At 72.2% G+C, this 17,039-nt stretch carries 14 protein-coding genes and 1 pseudogene; 9 read left to right on the forward strand and 6 right to left on the reverse strand.

Features of this window, described 5'->3' with window-relative positions; translation table 11 throughout:
• Nucleotides 1–92: 92 nt before the first annotated feature.
• The 3 genes from EEJ42_RS00375 to EEJ42_RS00385 form a co-directional block, all read right to left on the reverse strand.
• Nucleotides 93–860, reverse strand: a complete 768-nt coding sequence (locus EEJ42_RS00375) for a DeoR/GlpR family DNA-binding transcription regulator (protein ID WP_123098033.1) — start codon at nucleotides 858–860, stop codon at nucleotides 93–95.
• Nucleotides 861–1,137: 277 nt separating this feature from the next.
• Complete coding sequence (locus EEJ42_RS00380; protein WP_123098034.1) at nucleotides 1,138–2,511, reverse strand: 6-phospho-beta-glucosidase; 1,374 nt, start codon at nucleotides 2,509–2,511, stop codon at nucleotides 1,138–1,140.
• Nucleotides 2,508–3,269, reverse strand: a complete 762-nt coding sequence (locus EEJ42_RS00385; protein WP_123098035.1) for a DeoR/GlpR family DNA-binding transcription regulator — start codon at nucleotides 3,267–3,269, stop codon at nucleotides 2,508–2,510. Before EEJ42_RS00385 ends, EEJ42_RS00380 begins: the two co-directional genes overlap by 4 nt.
• 121 nt (nucleotides 3,270–3,390) lie before the next feature.
• On the opposite strand from EEJ42_RS00385, the gene EEJ42_RS00390 reads away from it, so the two are divergent.
• From EEJ42_RS00390 to EEJ42_RS00405, 4 genes are all read left to right on the forward strand, one after another.
• Entirely contained in the window at nucleotides 3,391–4,500 is a 1,110-nt protein-coding gene (locus EEJ42_RS00390; protein WP_123098036.1) for a carbohydrate kinase family protein, read from the forward strand.
• 62 nt (nucleotides 4,501–4,562) lie between these two features.
• On the forward strand, nucleotides 4,563–5,957 hold the full coding sequence (locus EEJ42_RS00395; RefSeq protein WP_123098037.1) for an extracellular solute-binding protein: 1,395 nt from the start codon (nucleotides 4,563–4,565) through the stop codon (nucleotides 5,955–5,957).
• Nucleotides 5,954–6,862, forward strand: a complete 909-nt coding sequence (locus EEJ42_RS00400) for a carbohydrate ABC transporter permease (protein ID WP_123098038.1) — start codon at nucleotides 5,954–5,956, stop codon at nucleotides 6,860–6,862. Before EEJ42_RS00395 ends, EEJ42_RS00400 begins: the two co-directional genes overlap by 4 nt.
• Nucleotides 6,859–7,683 (forward strand): carbohydrate ABC transporter permease, encoded by an 825-nt coding sequence (locus EEJ42_RS00405; protein WP_123098039.1) that lies wholly within the window; start codon nucleotides 6,859–6,861, stop codon nucleotides 7,681–7,683. The genes EEJ42_RS00400 and EEJ42_RS00405 overlap by 4 nt, the downstream gene beginning before the upstream one ends.
• 44 nt (nucleotides 7,684–7,727) lie before the next feature.
• On the opposite strand, the gene EEJ42_RS00410 is transcribed toward EEJ42_RS00405, so the two are convergent.
• Entirely contained in the window at nucleotides 7,728–8,486 is a 759-nt protein-coding gene (locus EEJ42_RS00410; protein WP_123098040.1) for a DUF72 domain-containing protein, read from the reverse strand.
• A 6-nt stretch (nucleotides 8,487–8,492) separates the two neighbouring features.
• Nucleotides 8,493–8,732: a hypothetical protein gene (locus EEJ42_RS00415; RefSeq protein WP_123098041.1), complete on the reverse strand. Its 240-nt coding sequence runs from the start codon at nucleotides 8,730–8,732 to the stop codon at nucleotides 8,493–8,495.
• A 100-nt stretch (nucleotides 8,733–8,832) separates the two neighbouring features.
• Between EEJ42_RS00415 and EEJ42_RS00420 the strand changes: the two are divergent.
• The 5 genes and pseudogenes from EEJ42_RS00420 to EEJ42_RS00440 form a co-directional block, all read left to right on the forward strand.
• Nucleotides 8,833–9,474 (forward strand): annotated as a pseudogene (locus EEJ42_RS00420) (phosphoribosyltransferase); the annotation flags it as partial.
• A 38-nt stretch (nucleotides 9,475–9,512) separates the two neighbouring features.
• Nucleotides 9,513–9,782 (forward strand): DUF1876 domain-containing protein, encoded by a 270-nt coding sequence (locus tag EEJ42_RS00425; protein ID WP_123098052.1) that lies wholly within the window; start codon nucleotides 9,513–9,515, stop codon nucleotides 9,780–9,782.
• 153 nt (nucleotides 9,783–9,935) lie between these two features.
• On the forward strand, nucleotides 9,936–10,682 hold the full coding sequence (locus EEJ42_RS00430; protein WP_123098043.1) for a DUF4232 domain-containing protein: 747 nt from the start codon (nucleotides 9,936–9,938) through the stop codon (nucleotides 10,680–10,682).
• A 163-nt stretch (nucleotides 10,683–10,845) separates the two neighbouring features.
• A complete protein-coding gene (locus EEJ42_RS00435) occupies nucleotides 10,846–11,025 on the forward strand; it encodes a hypothetical protein (RefSeq protein ID WP_123098044.1) in 180 nt (59 codons plus the stop codon).
• Nucleotides 11,013–12,815, forward strand: coding sequence for an HEXXH motif domain-containing protein (locus tag EEJ42_RS00440; protein WP_123098045.1), 1,803 nt, complete (start codon nucleotides 11,013–11,015; stop codon nucleotides 12,813–12,815). Before EEJ42_RS00435 ends, EEJ42_RS00440 begins: the two co-directional genes overlap by 13 nt.
• An 18-nt stretch (nucleotides 12,816–12,833) precedes the next feature.
• On the opposite strand, the gene fxsT is transcribed toward EEJ42_RS00440, so the two are convergent.
• Nucleotides 12,834–17,039: FxSxx-COOH system tetratricopeptide repeat protein (gene fxsT, locus EEJ42_RS00445; RefSeq protein WP_123098046.1), on the reverse strand; the 4,206-nt coding region annotated here is incomplete at its 5' end.

Here is a 17,039-nt window from a genome sequence, read left to right on the forward strand (position 1 = left end):
GGGGGACGTGTGTGGGGGAGGGAGGGAAGGGGCGGGTGGGGGTCAGACCCGGAGGATCTGCGGGCCCAGCAGCGAATATCGGTGGGCTTCGGTCACGGGGAGCCCGGNAGGATCTGCGGGCCCAGCAGCGAATATCGGTGGGCTTCGGTCACGGGGAGCCCGGTGTCGGTCACGATCGTTTCGAAGTCGGACACGTCCGCGAACCGGCAGAAGCTGACGGCCCCGAACTTGGTGTGCACCCCGGAGAACACCTTGCGCCGGGACACCCGCACCACCTGCGCCTTGACCTCGCTGACCGCCGGGTCGGGGGTGGTGAGCCCGTACTGCCGGGAGATGCCGTTGGCGCCGATGAACGCCAGGTCGATGACGAAGCCGGAGAGCATGTGGGTCGCCCAGTGGTCGACGGTGGCCATCGTGCCGCCGCGAACCCGGCCGCCCAGCAGCAGCACCGTGGTGTTCTCACGCCCGGCGAGCCCGCTCGCGGTCGCGAGGGACGCGGTGATCACGGTGAGCGGCCGGTCCCGGGGCAGCGCCTCGGCGATCAGCTGCGGGGTGAAGCCCTCGTCGATGTAGACCGTCTCGGCGTCGCCCAGCAGCTCGGCGGCCGCGGTCGCGATCCGCGACTTCTCCGGGACGTGCATGGTGGTGCGGAAGGCGAGGGTGGTCTCGAAACCGGCGCTCTCCACGGGGTACGCGCCGCCGTGGGTGCGCCGGACCAGACCGTGTTCCTCCAGTACCCGCAGATCGCGGCGCACCGTCTCCTTGGACACCCCGAGGTCCGCGGCGAGCTTGCCGACGTCGACGACCCCGGCACGCCGCGCCATGTCGAGGATCTCCCGACGGCGTTCCTCCGCGTCCACACCGCATCACCTGCTTCTTCTTCGGGCTTGGCGAGAAGTTTTACAAGCACGCAACCGGAGTGGCCAGGCTTGGCACGGGACGGATCATGACCGGATGTGCCCGTTTCACGAACGTTATCTCAGCAGGTCAGCATCGGTCAGTGGAAGCGCTGCGAGGATCGCGGACGCCCGGGATGGTGCGGGGCATGCCCGCATCGTGCCCGCTTCCGAAAAGCTGGCCGAAAAGCAGCCCGTTCGGGCGTGATCAAGGTCTGGGGAAAGCCCGTTCGGACATGTGCTACCGCCGGTAGCCCGCAGTGTCGAGGATGCGGCCCGCCACGTTGACCGAGTCAACCAGCGGATGCAGCGCGAGGGCGCGCAGGGCCGCGCTCCGGGCAGCGCCGCCACCGGTCCCGGACGCCCCGACAGCCCCGGACGCCTCAGTCGCCTCGATCGTCGCGCGTTCGACCGCCTTCAGCGACAGCATCAGTCCGAGCTGGTCCGGGGCCACCGCACCGGTGGCCATGGGGCGCGCCCCGCCCGCGTCCACGAGGCAGGGCACCTCCACCACCGCGTCCTCGTCCAGTCCGGGGACGGCCGTGCGGTTGCCGACGTTGAGGATCAGCGTGGTGCGTTCGTCGCGGGCGATGGCCCGCATGATGGCCAGCGCGATCCGGTCGTAGCCGCCGCCGTCCAGATCGCACGAGTCGCGCTCCCAGCCGCCGCTGGCCTCCCGGCTCGCGGCCAGGTACGTGGTCTCGCGCTCCAGCCGGGTCCGCTCCCAGGCCGCGAGCGCCCCGCCGTCGGCGGTGCGGGCCGTCTCGTAGAAGCGGGCCTGCTGCTCCCGCAGGAACTCCCCCCGGGTGGCCGTGGCCTGCCGGATGGCGGCCACCGCCTCGCGGTTGAAGTAGTAGTAGTGCAGGTATTCGTTGGGCAGCGCGCCCAGGGTCCGGAGCCACTCCGCCCCGAACAGCTTGCCCTCCTCGAAGGACTCCAGCGCCCCGGCGTCGGCCAGCAGCTCCGGCATCCGGTCCCGGCCGTCCACCACCACGCGCCGCAGCCAGCCGAGGTGGTTGAGGCCCACGTAGTCGTAGACCGCCCGGTCCGGGTCAGCGCCCAGCGCCCGCGCCGCCCGCCGGCACAGCCCGACCGGCGAGTCACAGATGCCGATCACCCGGTCGCCCAGCACCCGCCGCATGGCCTCGGTGACCATGCCCGCGGGGTTGGTGAAGTTGATGACCCAGGCGTCCGGGGCCACGGCGGCGATCCGCTCGGCGATCCGCGTCGCCACCGGCAGGGTGCGCAGCCCGTACAGCACCCCGCCCGCGCCGACCGTCTCCTGCCCGAGGACGCCCTCGCCGAGCGGGATCCGCTCATCGCTCGCGCGGCCCTCCAGACCGCCGACCCGGATCGCCGAGAACACGAAGTCGGTGCCGCGCAGCGCGTCGTCCAGGTCGGTGGTGGCCCGCACCGAGGGCGCGGCGGGCAGACCCGCGGGGCGGTCCTTCGCCTGCTCGGCCAGGACCGCGCCGATCGCGTCCAGCCGGTGCCGGTCGGTGTCGTACAGCACCAGCTCGGTGCAGCGCCCGGCGTCGTCCCCGGTGTCCTCCAGCAGGGCCCGGTACACCAGCGGCATACGGAAACCGCCGCCACCCAGCACGGTCAGCCTCATACGGTCACTACCTCCACATCGGCCTCACGGAACACATCGAGCGTCGCGGGATCGGACGTCTTGTTGGTGATCAGGGTGTCGATCTCCCGGGGCCCGCAGATCCGGGCCAGCCCGGTGTCCCCCGGGAACTTGCCCGCGGTGACCAGCAGCACCACCTGCCGGGCCGAGGCGAGCATGGCCCGCTTGACGGGCACCTCCACATGCGTGCTGTCCAGCACGCTGCCGTCGGACAGCACCCCGCTCGCGCCGAGGAAGAGCCGCCCCACCCGCAGCTGGCGGATGTTGGACTCGGTGAGGAAGCCGACCACGGAACGGTAGTTGGCGCGCACCTGCCCGCCGAGCAGGATCAGCGTCACCTCGGGGTCGTCGCGCAGCTCGTCGTAGATCGCCAGATTGCTGGTCACGATCGTGACCGGACGGCCCCGCAGCAGCCGGGCGAGGTGGAGCGTGGTGGTGCCGATGTCCAGCAGCAGCACATCGCCGTCCGCGACCAGCTCCGCCGCGCGCCGGGCCACGTCCGCCTTCTCCTCCGGCTCATCCACTGCCACCTCGCCGAACGGCCGCTCCTCGTCCGGGGTGGGGGCCGCCACCGCGCCGCCGTAGACCCGCGTCAGCCGACCGGCCCGGCCCAGCTCGGCGAGGTCCCGGCGGGCCGTGGCCTCGCTGATCTCCAGGCGCTTGGCGATCTCCCCGATCGGCAGCACGCCCTCCTCGCCGAGGATGCTCAGCAGCTTCGCGTGGCGGGTCTCTCGCAGCATGGGGGCAACGTACTCCACCTGAGCGACTCTGCGCGACTATGACCGACCTCTTGCACAACGCCCCTCCGAGGTGCATGGTGTCGCTCATCCGACGTCATGACGAACGAGGAGAGGCGCGCCGGTGAGCCCCACGTCCGCAGCCCCCGGTCCGATACAGCCGATCGACCCGCTCGCCGCGCTGCGCACCCCCGCCGAACCCGAACACGACGTCTACCTCACCGGCACCGTCTTCCTGGACATCATCTTCACCGGCCTCGACCACGCCCCGGTGCGCGGCACGGAGTCCTGGGCCCGCGGCATGGGCTCCAGCCCCGGCGGCATCGCCAACATGGCCACCGCCCTCGCCCGGCTCGGCCTGCACACCACCCTCGCCGCGGCCTTCGGCGCCGACGTCTACGGCGACTACTGCTGGGAGAGCCTGGCGCACCACGAGGGCGTCGACCTCACCCACTCCCGGCGCGTCCCCGGCTGGCACTCACCGGTCACCGTGTCCATGGCGTACGAGGGCGAACGCACCATGGTCACGCACGAGCACCCCGCCCCGCCGCCCGCCACCCGGCCCGCGCCGCCCCGCTCCCGGGCCTGTGTGACCGCCTACGAGCCGGGCCGCCAGGAGGACTGGGTGCGCCAGGCCCACGCCCAGGGAGCCAAGATCTTCGCCGATGTGGGCTGGGACGAGTCCGGCCGCTGGGACCTGGCCACCCTCCCCGACCTGCCGTACACCCATGCCTTCCTGCCCAACGCCACCGAGGCACAGCGCTACACCCGCACCGACACGCCCGAACGGGCGGTGCGCGCCCTGGCCGAGCTGGTGCCGATCGCGGTGGTCACCCGGGGCGCCGAGGGTGCCATCGGCATCGACTCCCACACCGGGGAGAGCGCCGAGGTGCCGGGCCTCGCCGTGGAGGCGCTCGACCCCACCGGGGCGGGCGACGTGTTCGTCGCCGGTTTCATGACCGGAACGCTCGCGGGCTGGCCGCTCGCCGACCGGCTCGCCTTCGCCAACCTCACCGCCGCCCTCTCCGTCCAGCACTTCGGCGGCGCGCTCGCCGCGCCCGGCTGGGCCGAGGTGGCCGCGTGGTGGGACCGTACGGCCCGCTCCGGGGACCGCGAGCTGGTGGCGCGCCACCGCTTCCTGGACGGCCTGATCCCGGCCGGGGCGCGCGACTGGCCGCGGCTGCGGGCCCTGCCCACCATCGGCTTCCGGGCCGCCGACGCCCGCGGGGCCTGACGCCCGTCGTAAGGGCTGACGGCCCCAGAAGAGGCCTGACGCCCGCAGAAACGGAGAACCGCATGGGATGTCCCCGCCGCGCCTTACCGGCCGTCCTCGCCCTCGGCGCCACCCTGCTCGCCGCGGGCTGTGTGCCCGGCACCGACGGCTCGGGGGCCGCCGGATCCGGGACCGGCGTGTCCACCGCCGTACCCGACCCGAAAGCGGCCGGAAAGACCACGCTGACCGTGTGGGACCAGGAGATCCGCGGTGGCACGAACGGCGAAATCACCCAGCTGAACCGGGAGTTCGAGCGGAAGTACCCCAATGTGCGGATCAAGCGGGTGGCGCGGAGCTTCACCGACCTCAAGACCACGCTCAAGCTCGCCGTGTCCGGCAACAACCCGCCCGACGTCATCCAGGCCAACCAGGGCTACCCGGACATGGTCTCCTTCGTCCGGGCCGGGCTGCTCGCCCCGCTCGACAACTACGCCGGGATCTACGACTGGAACACCCGCTACCCGAACACGCTCCTCAACCTCAACCGGGTCTCCACCGACGGCACCGACTTCGGCCGCGGACGGCTCTACGGCATCTCCCAGACCGGCGAGTTCGTCGGCCTCTACTACAACAAGGACCTGCTGCGGAAGGCGGGCCTGGAACCACCCGAGACCTGGGGCGAGTTCACCGCCGGGCTCGCCCGCCTCGAGGAGCGCGGCGAACTGCCCGTCCAGTTCGGCAACCTCGACAAGTACCCGGCGATCCACACCTTCGGGGTGCTCCAGGACCAGTACGCGGCCGCCGCGACCCGGGACACCGTCCTCGGCCGCGGTTCCGGCTTCGACACCGCGGCCACCAAGGACGCCGCCGCGACCCTCACCGACTGGATGAAGCGCGGCTATCTGTCGAAGGGCGCCAACGGCCTCGGATACGACGACGCGGCCAAGAAGTTCGCCTCCGGCGACGGCGCGTACCTGATGACCGGCACCTGGCTGCTGGCCGACCTCAAGAAGACGATGGGCGACAAGCTCGGCCTCATGCCCCCGCCGCCCGCGAAGCCCGGCGGCGCCCCCGTCACCACCGGCGGCCAGGGCCTCGCGTGGTCCATCACCTCCCGCTCCCGCCACCCCGAAGTGGCCGCCGCCTACCTCGACTTCATCACCAGCGCCCACGCCTCGGACGTCATGACCCGGCACGGAGTGCTGCCCGCCGTCCCCGGCCCGGCCGCGGCCCGGGTCGCCCCGGACACCGTGGACGGTCAGATGGTCGACGGCTGGAAGCGGCTCAGCGCCGCCGACGGCCTCGTTCCGTACCTCGACTACGCCACCCCCACCTTCTACGACACCCTCTCGGCCGCCCTCCAGGGCGTCGTCAGCGGCAAGACCTCCCCGGACAAGCTGGCCGCCACCCTGCAACGGGACTACGGCGCCTTCCTGGACAAACAGCGGCAGCGCCACGCCGCGGCGGAGTCGCGATGAGGCCCGCCGCCCTGATCAGGGCGTACCGCCGCCGGGCGCCCGGTGAGCCGCGTGCCGTCGGCTATCTCTACGTCCTGCCCGCGCTGCTCGTGTACGCGGTGTTCCTGCTCTACCCCTTCGGGCAGTCGGTGTGGCTGTCGTTCGTCCACTGGGACGGGCTGACCGTCGCCACCCCGGCCGGGTTCGACAACTACCGCGACCTGTTCGGCGACCCCGCGCTGCGCGCCCCGTTCGCCCACGCCCTGCTGCTGCTCGTGTTCTACGCGGCCCTGCCGGTGGCCATCGGGCTGCTGCTGGCGGCCGCGATGTCCCGGGTCCGGATCCACGGCATGACCTTCTTCCGCACCGTCCTCTTCCTGCCGCAGGTCCTGGCGCTCATCGTGGTCGCCGTGGCCTGGCGGTCCATCCTCGCCCCCGACGGACTGCTCAACGACACCCTGCGCGCGGTCGGCCTCGGCTCCCTCGCCCGCCCCTGGCTCGGCGACTACACCTGGGCGCTGCCCGCCGTCGGGGTCATCGGCACGTGGGTGGGCACCGGGCTGTGCATGGTCCTCTTCCTCGCCGGGGTCCAGCGCATCCCGCGCGAGCTGTACGAGGCGGCGCGGATCGACGGCGCCGGGCCGGTCCGGGAGTTCCTCGCCGTGACCCTCCCGGCCTTGAGGCCGCACATCGCGGTGGCGCTGACCCTGACCATCGTCGCGGGCCTGCGCAACTTCGACCTGATCTACGTCACGACCAGCGGCGGCCCCGGGAACGCCACCTCCGTACCCGCCTACGAGGTGTACCACCGGGCCTTCGAGACCAACCAGGTCGGCTCGGCCGCCGCCGTCGGCGTGGCCCTCACGGTCCTGATCTTCGCCCTGACCGTCACGGTCTCCCGGCTCGTGGAAGGGCGGCGGGCATGACCACACGCCTGGAACGCGGCGTCACCTACGCCCTCCTCACCCTGTTCGCCGTCCTCTCGCTCATCCCCGTCGTCGGCATCCTCTCCACCGCGTTCGGCTCGCAGGGCTCCCTGGACACCGGGTTCTCGCTGCCGCGCGGCGGGCTGCACTGGGGCAACTTCGCCGACGCCTGGAGCCGCGGCCACTTCGGCACCTACCTCGGCAACTCGGTCCTGGTCACCACGGTCGTGGTCGCGGCCACCACCGTGCTGGCCGTGCTCGCCGCGTACGCCTTCGGGGTGATGCGCTTCCCCGGCTCCACCGCGCTGTTCTACCTCTTCGTGATCGGGCTGACCCTGCCGCAGGAGGCCCTGGTGGTCCCGCTCTACTTCGACCTGCGGTACGCCGGACTCACCGACACCTACTGGGCGTTGATCCTTCCGCAGACCGCCCAGTCGCTGGCGTTCGGCGTGTTCTGGATGCGGACGTACTTCCGGGGCAGTGCCCGGGCGGTGATCGAGGCGGCCCGGATCGACGGGGCGAACAGCTGGACCACGCTGTGGCGGGTGCTGGTCCCGATGGGCCGTCCGGCGATCTCCACGATGGTCGTCATCACCTTCATGTGGACGTGGAACGAGTTCCTGATGGCGCTGGTGATGGTCAGCGACGAGGCCCACCGCACCGTCCCCCTCGGCCTCGCCTTCTTCCAGGGGCAGCACAGCTCGGACGCGGCGCTGCTCGCGGCGGCGTCGGTGCTGATCGCGCTGCCGGTGGTGATCGTCTACGTGGCACTCCAGCGCCGCTTCATCGAGGGCATGCTGGGCGGCGCGGTCAAGGAGTAGCAGCGTCGGAGATCAAGGAACAGCCGCGCCGGAGGGCGGGCCGCTCAGAGCGCGGGCGTACGGCTGACCGTGCGGCCCAGCCGGGCGACGGCACGGGCGAAGACGACGGCGTCGTGGACCGCCGCCCCGCCCGTGTCGTTGTTGAAGTACGCGTAGACGTCGGCCTCGCCCGGCCAGGTGTCATGCACCCGGCGCGCCCACGTGGCGAGCGCCTGGCGGCCGTAGCGCGGCGCGGGCTCGGCCCGGCCGCCGTGGAACCGTACGTACCCCCACCCGGCGGTCCGCCACAGCGGGGCGGCCGGGCGCGAGCCCACGTCCGCCCAGCACAGCGCGGCGCCGTGGTCCTCCAGCAGCGCCCGGACCTCCCCGGTCCACCAGGAATCATGGCGCGGCTCGACCGCCACCCGGGTACCGGCCGGGAAGCAGGCCAGACAAGTGTCCAGCAGCCCGGGGTCGGCCCGCAGCGTCGGCGGGAGCTGGAGCAGGACCGGACCCAGCCGGTCGCCGAGCCCTTCCGCGTGGGACATCAGCCGCGCCACCGGCTCCTTCGGGTCGCGCAGCCGCTTGATGTGGGTGAGATAGCGGCTGGCCTTGAGCGCCATCACGAACCCGCTGGGCGTGCGGTCCCGCCAGACGGCGAACTGATCGTGATCGGGAAGCCGGTAGAACGCGTTATTGCTCTCGACCGTGGTGAAGCCCCTGGCGTACTCCTCCAGCCACAGCCGCTGCGGGCAGTCGGCGGGGTAGAGGACGCCGCGCCAGTCCTTGTACTGCCACCCCGAGGTGCCGACCAGGACGCCCATGAGCGCTCATGCCTCGCCCGGATGCCACCGCGGCCACTGCCCGGGCCGGTCGGCCCAGTGGACCTGATCCGGGTCGTCGAGGTCGATGCCGGGGAAGACCTGCCGGACGCGCGGCACGAACTCCTCCTTTTCGAGGGGTTCGCACCCCACCCCCCGAAGCCGCACCCGCCGGTAACGGCTGTCGGAGTCGAATGATTCGACGTAGACGGGGTAACCGGAATCGTCCCGGTTTGTGGCGTGCTCCATACCTCCAGGGTGCCGGAGCCGCCGCCGGTTTGCGGCCGGTTTGCGGACCGGAGAAATGTCGGCTTGATTCGAAGGAGAGGAACCGTGCCGGGGGTGAGCGATGATCTTCACTGACCGGGTGGACGCCGGACGGCGTCTCGCCGAGCGGCTGATGCCGCTGGCCGAGGAGAAGCCCGTGGTGCTGGGGCTGCCGCGGGGCGGGGTGCCGGTGGCCTTCGAGGTGGCCCGGGCGCTGAACGCGCCACTGGACGTGATCATCGTCCGCAAGCTCGGTGTCCCCTTCCACCGGGAACTGGGCTTCGGCGCCATCGGCGAAGGCGGGGTCCGGGTCGTCCACGAGGCGATCGTCCGGATGAGCCGGGCGGACGAGGAGGAGATCGCCGAGGTGGAGCGGACCGAGCAGGCCGAGCTGACCCGCCAGGCGCGGCGCTTCCGCGGCGACCGGCCGCGGATCCCGGTGGAGGGCCGTACGGCGATCATCGTGGACGACGGCATCGCGACCGGCGCCACGGCCCGGGCCGCCTGCCGGGTCGCCCGGGCCCAGGGAGCGGCCCGCTCCGTGCTGGCCGTCCCGGTGGCGCCGCCCGACGCGGTCGCCTCGCTGCGCGAGGACGCGGACGAGGTGGTGTGCCTGTCCGCGCCCCCGGACTTCTCCGCGGTCGGCGAGTGGTACGAGGACTTCTCCCAGACCGGCGACGCCGAGGTGATGGACCTGCTGACCAGGTCGACCGGACAGCGGGGGGAGGCGCATCCTGGAAGGTAACGCAGGAGGTGATCGTGATGGAGACGATCGTGGGATGCGACATCCAGATGGAATTCCGTGAGATCGGGCCGCTGACCGAAGCGGTCGTCCGGCTGCGGATGCACGACGGCACCGAGATGCTCGCCCAGGGCCGCGCGAACCGCAACCCCGAGGACCCGGCACAGCCGCGGGTCGGCGAGGAGATCGCGGCGGCGAGGGCACTGAGCAACCTGGCCCACCGGCTGATCGGCAAGGCAGGCGGCGACATCGAGGAAGTCACCCACAGCAAGGCACACCTGGTGATGTGACCGGCGGCCCCGGTGGCTCCCGGGTCACCGGGGACGGGGGATTTCCGCATGAGGAATTGCCGGGGTATGCGATCAATGTTCCCGGAGACATAAGGGCGTCCATGCGGGGAAGGGGGAGCCAAAAGAGAGCGGACACGACCCCGGGAGGTCGCTATGGCGCAACGGAACGACACCACGACGCCCAGGCCCCGGAGGTCCCGGCGATGGCGCTTATGCGCGCTGCTCGTCGGCGCGCTGGCCCTGGTGACGGCCTGCGGTGCCGACACCGGGGACCAGTCCGCGCCGCCCGGCACGTCCGGTGCGTCGGACGGCGGTGACGCGGCCGCCTCGTCGGTCACCCGGTCGGCGGCGCACACCGGGCGCACGGTGCCGCCCGCATCGCACCCCGCGTCCTCGCGCTCCGCGACGTACCCCGTCACACACTCCGCGTCGGCGTCCATCTCCTCCGCCGCCACGGCGGCGCACACCACCGCGTCGCGGCCCGGCGCCCGGCGCGTCTGCTCCACCGAGCAGCTGCGCCTCTCCCTCGGGCGCAAGGACGTGGGAGCGGGCAATGTGTATATGCCGCTGGTGCTCACCAACAAGTCCACCGGCACCTGCACGCTCACCGGTTTCCCCGGGGTCTCGCTGCTGGACTCCGCGGGCTCCGTGATCGGCGACCCCGCCACCCGGCGCGGCGCGGCGCGCTCCACGGTCTCCCTGCCGCCGGGCGCCAGCGCCTCCGCGATGCTGCACACCCTCAACGAGGGCACCACGGACAAGCCGTGCCGACGCACACCGACCCGCATCCGGGCCTATCCGCCGGACTCCTACACCTCCATGACCGTCCCGGCGCGCTCCTTCCGCGTCTGCGGCGGCGTGTTCGAGGTCGAGTCGGTCCACTCCGGAACGGGCACCTGACAGTGGCATACCGGCCATCCTCCGGGGCAGGCCGGTGTGTCCGAAAATCTTGACAAGCCAGGTGTCTGCTGGCTGTGTTCACCCTTTCGCAATCAATAGGGGTAGGTCACCATGGGGATGCCTCACGTGAGTCGGTGTGGAACGTCCGGAGGAGGACGGTGACATGGAGCGAGTCGCGACCGAGGTCGAGACGGAGCTGCTGGACCTTTCGGGAGCGACGCTGGAAGACCTCGACCGGGATGAAGGGACGACCGCGGTGGCGCTGCGACTGATCTGCGCCGTCCGAAACCCGGCGACGTCTGCCAGCTCCTCCGATGCGACGCAGCAGAGTTGCGTGAGTTGACGGACTCCCGCCATCATTTATCGGCGCTGTGCTTCACCGAGCTGGCCGCTGGTTCGGGAAGTGCGTCATCGGTCGCCGAGCTGAGATCCGGTCAGCGCAGCCGCGCGATGCTGCTGTTGCGGGCGCTGGTCGAGGTGGCCGCCACGCATCCTGCCCTTCCCGGTCCGCTGCCGCCCGCCGGGGAGGCGTGGCGGCTGCTGATACGCGCCGAGCGTCGCTCCCCGGCCGCCGTGGAGCGGCTGTTGCTGCATCCGCAGACGGGGGTGTGGCTCAGCCGGTGCCTGCGTCAGCTGCGCGGCCAGGAACCCACGGACGCGCCGCTGTGGAGCGAGACCGGCTATCTGTACGCGGTGGCGGCCTCGGCCGCCCTCCTCGCGGGCATCGACTTCCGTATCGCGGTCGTGGTGCGTGACGGCGGGGTGATGCTTCCCGCGCTGGGATTCGCCCTCGTACCGGACCACGCCACGGTCGCCGAGGTCGTGCGCACGGCGGAGGGGGCGGCGGTGGTGGCCGGGCCGCATACGGTGCCGCTGCCCGCGTCCGGCTTCGCCGGGGACGCCCCTGGATGGCACGGGCTCAGACGGCTCCATGGGGATCACCAGGGCTATGTCTGCGCGCCCCATCTCGACGACATCGATCCCTATCGCGACTTCTTCCGCAGCAGACCGCCGGACCGGCTCACCGATGACCAGTGGAAACGCTGGCAGGAACGTTTCGGGGGTGCATGGCGGCTGGTCGCGGAGCAGCGCAACGTGGACCCCTCGGGGGTCGCCGCCTGCGTCGCCTCCGTGGTTCCCGTACCGTACGCGGCCCATCCCGAACCGTTCAGCGCCTCGTCCCCGGAGGCATACGGCTGTGTCCTGATGAACGGTCCCGTGGACGAGCCGGACCTGGCCGCCGCGCTGGTGCACGAGGCCCAGCACATCAAGCTCGGCGCCCTGATGGATCTGGTGCCCCTGATCGAAGGGGGACTGGAGGAGGTCCACCACGCGCCGTGGCGGCTGGATCCGAGGCCGCTGCGGGGACTGCTCCAGGGGGTGTACGCGTTCCTGGGCATGACCGGGTTCTGGCACGACCGCCTGCACCGGGCCGAGGCCGGGCCCGCCCGGGACACCGCCGCGTTCGAGTTCGCCCTGCGGCGGGAGCAGACCGCCCACGGGCTGACGACGCTGCGCACCCACGCCGAGCTGACGCCCCTGGGGAGGAGCTTCCTCGACCAGGTGGCGGAGCGGCTGGCGGGCTGGCTCGCGCAGCCGGTCCCGTCCGTACCCCGGCGGCTGGCAGCGGAACTGGTCGTCGACCACCGGCTCGTGTACCGCATGCGCCATCTGCGTCCCGAACCCGCGGGGCTCGCCCGGTGGGTGCGGGCCTGGCGGACGCGCGGTACGCCTCCCCGGGAGCTGCCCCCCGCCTCGGTCGAGCCCGCCGCGACGGAGACGGTGCCTCGGGCGGCGCTCGCCAGGCTCCGGTTTACCGCACCGCAGCGGCTGCGGGCCGGGCAGGACGGCGACGACGCCCCGGACGGAGCTGCCCCGGACGGAGCTGACCTCGCCTGGGTCATGGGCGACCGGCCGGCCGCGCTGCGCGGCTACCGCGGCCGCCTGGCCCAGGCTCCGGACGACATCGCGGCCTGGGCGGGGCTCGCCCTCACCCTGCCGGACGGCGCGGCCAGGACGGCGATGCTCCGTGCTCCGGAGGTCATCCTCGCCGTCCACCGCGCGCTGCGGAACTCCGGCGGCGCGGTGCCCGATCCGGTCGCGCTGGCGACCTGGATCGGGACAGCCCTCTGAGGACCGGGGCCCGAGCTGTCAGAAGGCGAGCGCCTCCACATCGCAGTCCGCGCGGATGCCCCGGGCCGCCGCGACCGTGGCCGGGTGATTCGGGCTCAGGACGGCGCGCATCCGGGCGAGGGAGTCGTGGTGCAGCTCCTCGGCGGACCGGCCCTCACCGAGCGCGCGCAGATCCCCGGACAGATTGACGGCGCAGGCGAGCGTGGTGGGGTGGTCCTCGCCCAGCCGTGACCGGCAGGCCGCGAGCGTCTCGGTGTCCAGCTCCCGGGCCTCCTGGTAGTCGGCCAGCGTGTAGTGGTCGCTGGCCAGATTGATCGCGCAGGCCAGGGCGATCGGATGGTCCGCCCCCAGCTGCTCGACCAGCACCGGCAGCGTCTCCTTGTTGAGCGCGAGTGCCGCCTCGGTCTCTCCCAGCAGCCGCAGGGTGACGGCCAGATCGACGGCCGCGCTCAGCGCCACCGGGTGCCGTGGCCCGAGGATGGACCGCATGTCGTCCAGGCATGTGCGGCCCAGCTCGCGGGCGCCGTCGAGGTCGGCGGTCTGGCGCAGGTCCATGGACAGGTTCAGCGAGGTCGCCGAGATATGCAGATTGGGCTCGCTGTAGCGCAGCCGGTACCGCTCCAGGACCTCCCGGGTGACCTCCAGCGCCCCCTCGTGGTCGCCCGCCTTGCGGCGGGCCACGGCGAGGTTGCGCAAGGCGTAGACGCCGATCGGCGCGTTCTGCGGAAGCAGTCGGCGGACCCGGGCGCAGGTCTGCTCCAGCATGGTGCGGGCGGCGACGTAGTCGCCGCTCTCCCGGACGTCGATCGAGAGATTGGACTCCAGCAGGATCGTCAGCAGCGAGTCCTCGCCCAGGACGACCTCGGCGAGGTTGTGGGCGTTCTCGTCCACCTCGCGGGCGCGTGCGTAATCCCCGGCGGAGCGCAGCGCCAGGGCGTAGTCGTTCGCGGCGGCGATGGTGTACGGGTCCTCGTCGCCGAACAGCCGGATGGTCCTCCGCCAGCGGTCCGCCTCCAGCTCCACGGAGCGCGCGTAATCACCCTGGTAGCGGGCATCTTTGGCGACCGCCCCGATGGTGACCAGCGTGTTCTCGTGGTCGTCGCCGTTGCCGGCACGCGTCAGCTCGAGCGTCCGGCTGTTGAGCTCCCGGGCCTGCTCGAACTGGCCGAGCAGGGTGAGGACATGGCCGAGCGTGCGGGAGATGGCGAGCGTCTCCGGGTTGTCCTCGCCGAGCGAGTCCTGCCACTTCTCCCGCACCCGGCTGCCGAGTTCGAGCGCGCCCTCGTGGTCGCCCCAGACATGGAGGAACCGGACCAGGTTCCGCACCATCTGGCGCACCCACTTGTCGTCGCAGTCCATCGCGCGGGAAGCCCGGACGTGCGACAGCAGGTCCGCGTAGCGGCCCCAGTTGGCGGGCGAGACGTCATTGGGGTCGCCGTAGGCGAGCAGCACATGGGCGCTGTGCCGCATATCGGCCTGCTGCTGCGGGGACATCTGGCCGATCAGCACCGCCTGCACCAGCCGGTGCAGTTCGATGGTGTTGCTCCGGTGATTGATTTTGATCAGGGCGTAACGGTTGATTTCCCGGATCGCATGGCCGAGCTTGATCGGATCCTGGAGCACCTCCGACAGTTCGGGGGAGAGGGAGACACCCCGGATGCCCGAGAACAGCCGCCGGGAGATCGGCTCGGGAGCGAAGAAGGAGCACATCTGGAGCAGTTGCAGAGCGCCCGGATGGTGCTCCGCGAGGCGGCGCAGCGACATGTTCCAGGCGGCGGCGACCGGTTCGGGATAGTCGACCGGGACCCCGGCGGCCAGCAGCTCGTTGCGGCGGGTGCTCACGTCCGCCCGCTCGTCCTCGAAGACCTGGAGGTACTCGTCGACCGGCATCCCCGTCTCGCTGAGCCACGCCGCCGCCTGCTCGATCGCCAGCGGCAGGTCGCCCAGGGTCTCGGCGATCCGGTCGGCCTGCTCGTTCGGCAGCTCCGGCCCCCGCCGAAGCAGCAGTTGGATGCTCTCCTCGCGCTCGAAGACATCCACCTCGACGGTACGGGCGGCACGCGACCACTGGGCGTTCCGCGAGGTCACCAGGATCCGGCCGGGCCCGCCCGCGGGGAAGAACGGCCGGACCGTCTCCAGCTCCTCCGCGTTGTCGAAGACCAGCAGCCAGTTGCGGCAGGGGCGCCCGGTGCGCAGCGCGTCGAGCACACTGGGCACGGCCGTGTTCGCCTCCATGCCCGCCTTCAGCCCGAGCCGGTCGGCGAGCTGCACCAGCGCCTGGCGGATCTGCTCCGGGTGCTCCGCCGGAATCCACCACACCGCGTCGTAGTCCGCGGCGTGCTGATGGACGTACTCCAGGGCGATCTGGGACTTTCCGACCCCGCCGAGACCGTGCAGTGTTTCGGGGAGCACGGCGGCCGTACCCTCGCTGCGCAGTCGCTCGTGAAGCGTGTCGAGCAGCGCCCGCCGTCCGGTGAAGTTGTTGTTCCGGGGCGGCACATTGCCCCAGATGGACGGGGGATCCCCGGCGCGGCGCTCCTCCACGGCGGGCAGGGACCGGGCAGCGGTCACGGACACGAAGGTTCCTCTCGAATGCTCCCCCGCCGTACCCGGCGTGCCGTGCGCCGGCGGGGATGGTGAATCGTCGGCTTGGGACGAGGGACGGGTTCGGGGAGTCATGGAGTCAGTCACGGCAACCTCGGGGACCACATTTCCCCAGTTGGGTACGTCTTCAAAGGGATCCGGGCGGCTTTCGCCCGTGCGGGGGAGCGCTTGGCGCGCGAGGACAAGGGCGCGAAAGGAGCGCGCGCCTTCGAGATAAGGCCCGGAAAGCGCCTGGTAAACCTGTTCCTGAAGGCGTATGTACGGCATCAGGCGCTCGGTGTCGGGCAGATCCCGCACCGGCCCCGAGGGATGGTTGAGCAGATCGCGCAGCAGATGCAGCGGCTTCCAGCGGCGGCCCAGCCGGTCCAGGACGCTGCGCAGGGTGTACAGCGACTCGTCCCGTAATCCGGCGGACAGCAGCAGTTCCCGTACCCCGTCGTGGAATTCGTAGCCGATTCCGGTTTCGTCCAGCGGATCGGCGGTGCCGACCTTGCGTAACAGCCCGCCCAGCAGGATTTCGGCCAGATCGCCGGGGCTGCCCTCCGGCTGGTGGATCCCCTGGACGAACTCCATCACGGGAATGTTCAGCGGCGCCGCCGCCAGCCGAGCCGCCAGCCGGAAGGCGCTCGGCGAGGCGGTGGAGCGGAAGCGGAAGACCCGGTCCCAGGCGCTGGGTTCCGGTTCCGGATCCCATGGCTCGGGCGCCGCCCCGGGCAGCAGCGCCAGCGTGTCGTGGCCGCGGTCCGACGGACGGCCCACCAGCCGCGCCCAGTTGCCCAGCCAGCGCGCGTCCAGCTCCAGCACCGGCACCGGTGGTTCGCCGCCCGGCCAGGAGCCGCCGTCGCCCCGCCGCCAGGCGCCGTTGGGCGCGCCGGGCTCGGGGACCCGCACCCGGACCCGCTCCGGCGCGATCCCCGTGTGCTGCCAGCGGCCCTGACGCAGTACGTGGAGCACGGCGACCGACGCGCGCCGGGCCCAGCGCCCCAGCGCGCGCTGCGCGCTCTCGTCGCCCCAGGCCGCGCCGATGCCGTCGGTGAGCACCAGCACCGCCCGCTTCCCGCGCGGTGCCATGCCGTCCACCGGGGAGTCGTGGCGGTCCGCGGGCAACGGGTGATCGGTGTTCATCCGGTGCACCCGGACGTCCCGGAAGGCACCGGTCCGCTCCAGCACGGTGACCAGCCGCGCCGCCGTACGCCGCCACACCACCATGGAGCTGCCGCAGTCCAGCACCAGGACCGCGTCCATCCAGCGCTCCTGGACGGGCGCGCACTCCGGCACCCACAACCCCTCGCGCGCCGCGCGCTCGGCCGTGGCCTCCTCGTCGACCTCCATCTCGACCGGCGAGGGCGCGGTGCGCTTGAGGGGGCGCAGCGCCCGGGAGACGGCGCGCTCGGCGACCAGCGGTCCGGCGGCGGTCGGCCGGGGCGCGGGCACCATGACGTCGGTGACCAGCGCCGGTTCCGTCCCGGCCGGGTCCTCCGGTGCCTCGGGTACGGCGACGAGTTCCACGGGCTGCGGTGCCGAGACGGCCGGTTCGGGCGCGGGCTCGGGCCGGTGCCCGCCGTCGTCCTCCGGCGGCGGTTCGGGGGGCCGGTCGCCGGTGGGCGGCGGGGCGTCGCC

The organism is Streptomyces botrytidirepellens (assembly GCF_003721215.1).
GTDB classification, from domain to species: domain Bacteria; phylum Actinomycetota; class Actinomycetes; order Streptomycetales; family Streptomycetaceae; genus Streptomyces; species Streptomyces himastatinicus.